General features: G+C 42.5%; 1 protein-coding gene. It reads left to right on the plus strand.

Features of this window, described 5'->3' with window-relative positions:
* Positions 1–2: 2 nt before the first annotated feature.
* Positions 3–527: peptidoglycan-binding domain-containing protein (locus R7Z77_RS28245; RefSeq protein ID WP_411913227.1), on the plus strand; the 525-nt coding region annotated here is incomplete at its 3' end.

The following is a 527-nucleotide window of genomic DNA, read 5'->3' on the forward strand; positions in this document are numbered from 1 at the left end:
GTTTGGGCGGTAAAAATGTGGATTCTGATATTCGAACGGTGCAAAGGTCTATTAACCAATTGCTCGGCTCTTTAAAGGGAATAAAGGAGCTTAAAGTAGATGGGAAACTGGGCTCTAGACCTGAAAACTCCAAGACTGTCGCCGCAATCAAAGCTTTTCAGAAAAACCTTGTTGGAATAGCTCGTCCAGATGGAAGAATCGATGTGAATGGAAGAAGTCATCGTAAGTTGACACAGGCTATCACGGTTTTGAGCGCGAAGAAGTCTGTGCCTGTTTCATCCTCCCTCAAAATGAAGCTCAAGATTAAATTAGAGCAATATGAGGGAAGAGTTGAGCATATGTATTTGGATATCAGAGGTTATATAACTGTTGGGGTAGGTAATATGTTAAGTGACGTTACCGCAGCAACAAAGCTCCCATTTGTTCACAATTCTACAAATGAACCGGCTACTTACGAGCAAATCAAAGAAGAGTTTTTGCGTGTTAAGGCCCGGCCTTTTGGAGAGTCAGAGCCAGCTTCAAGGTTT

This window comes from Vibrio sp. 1401 (assembly GCF_033340295.1).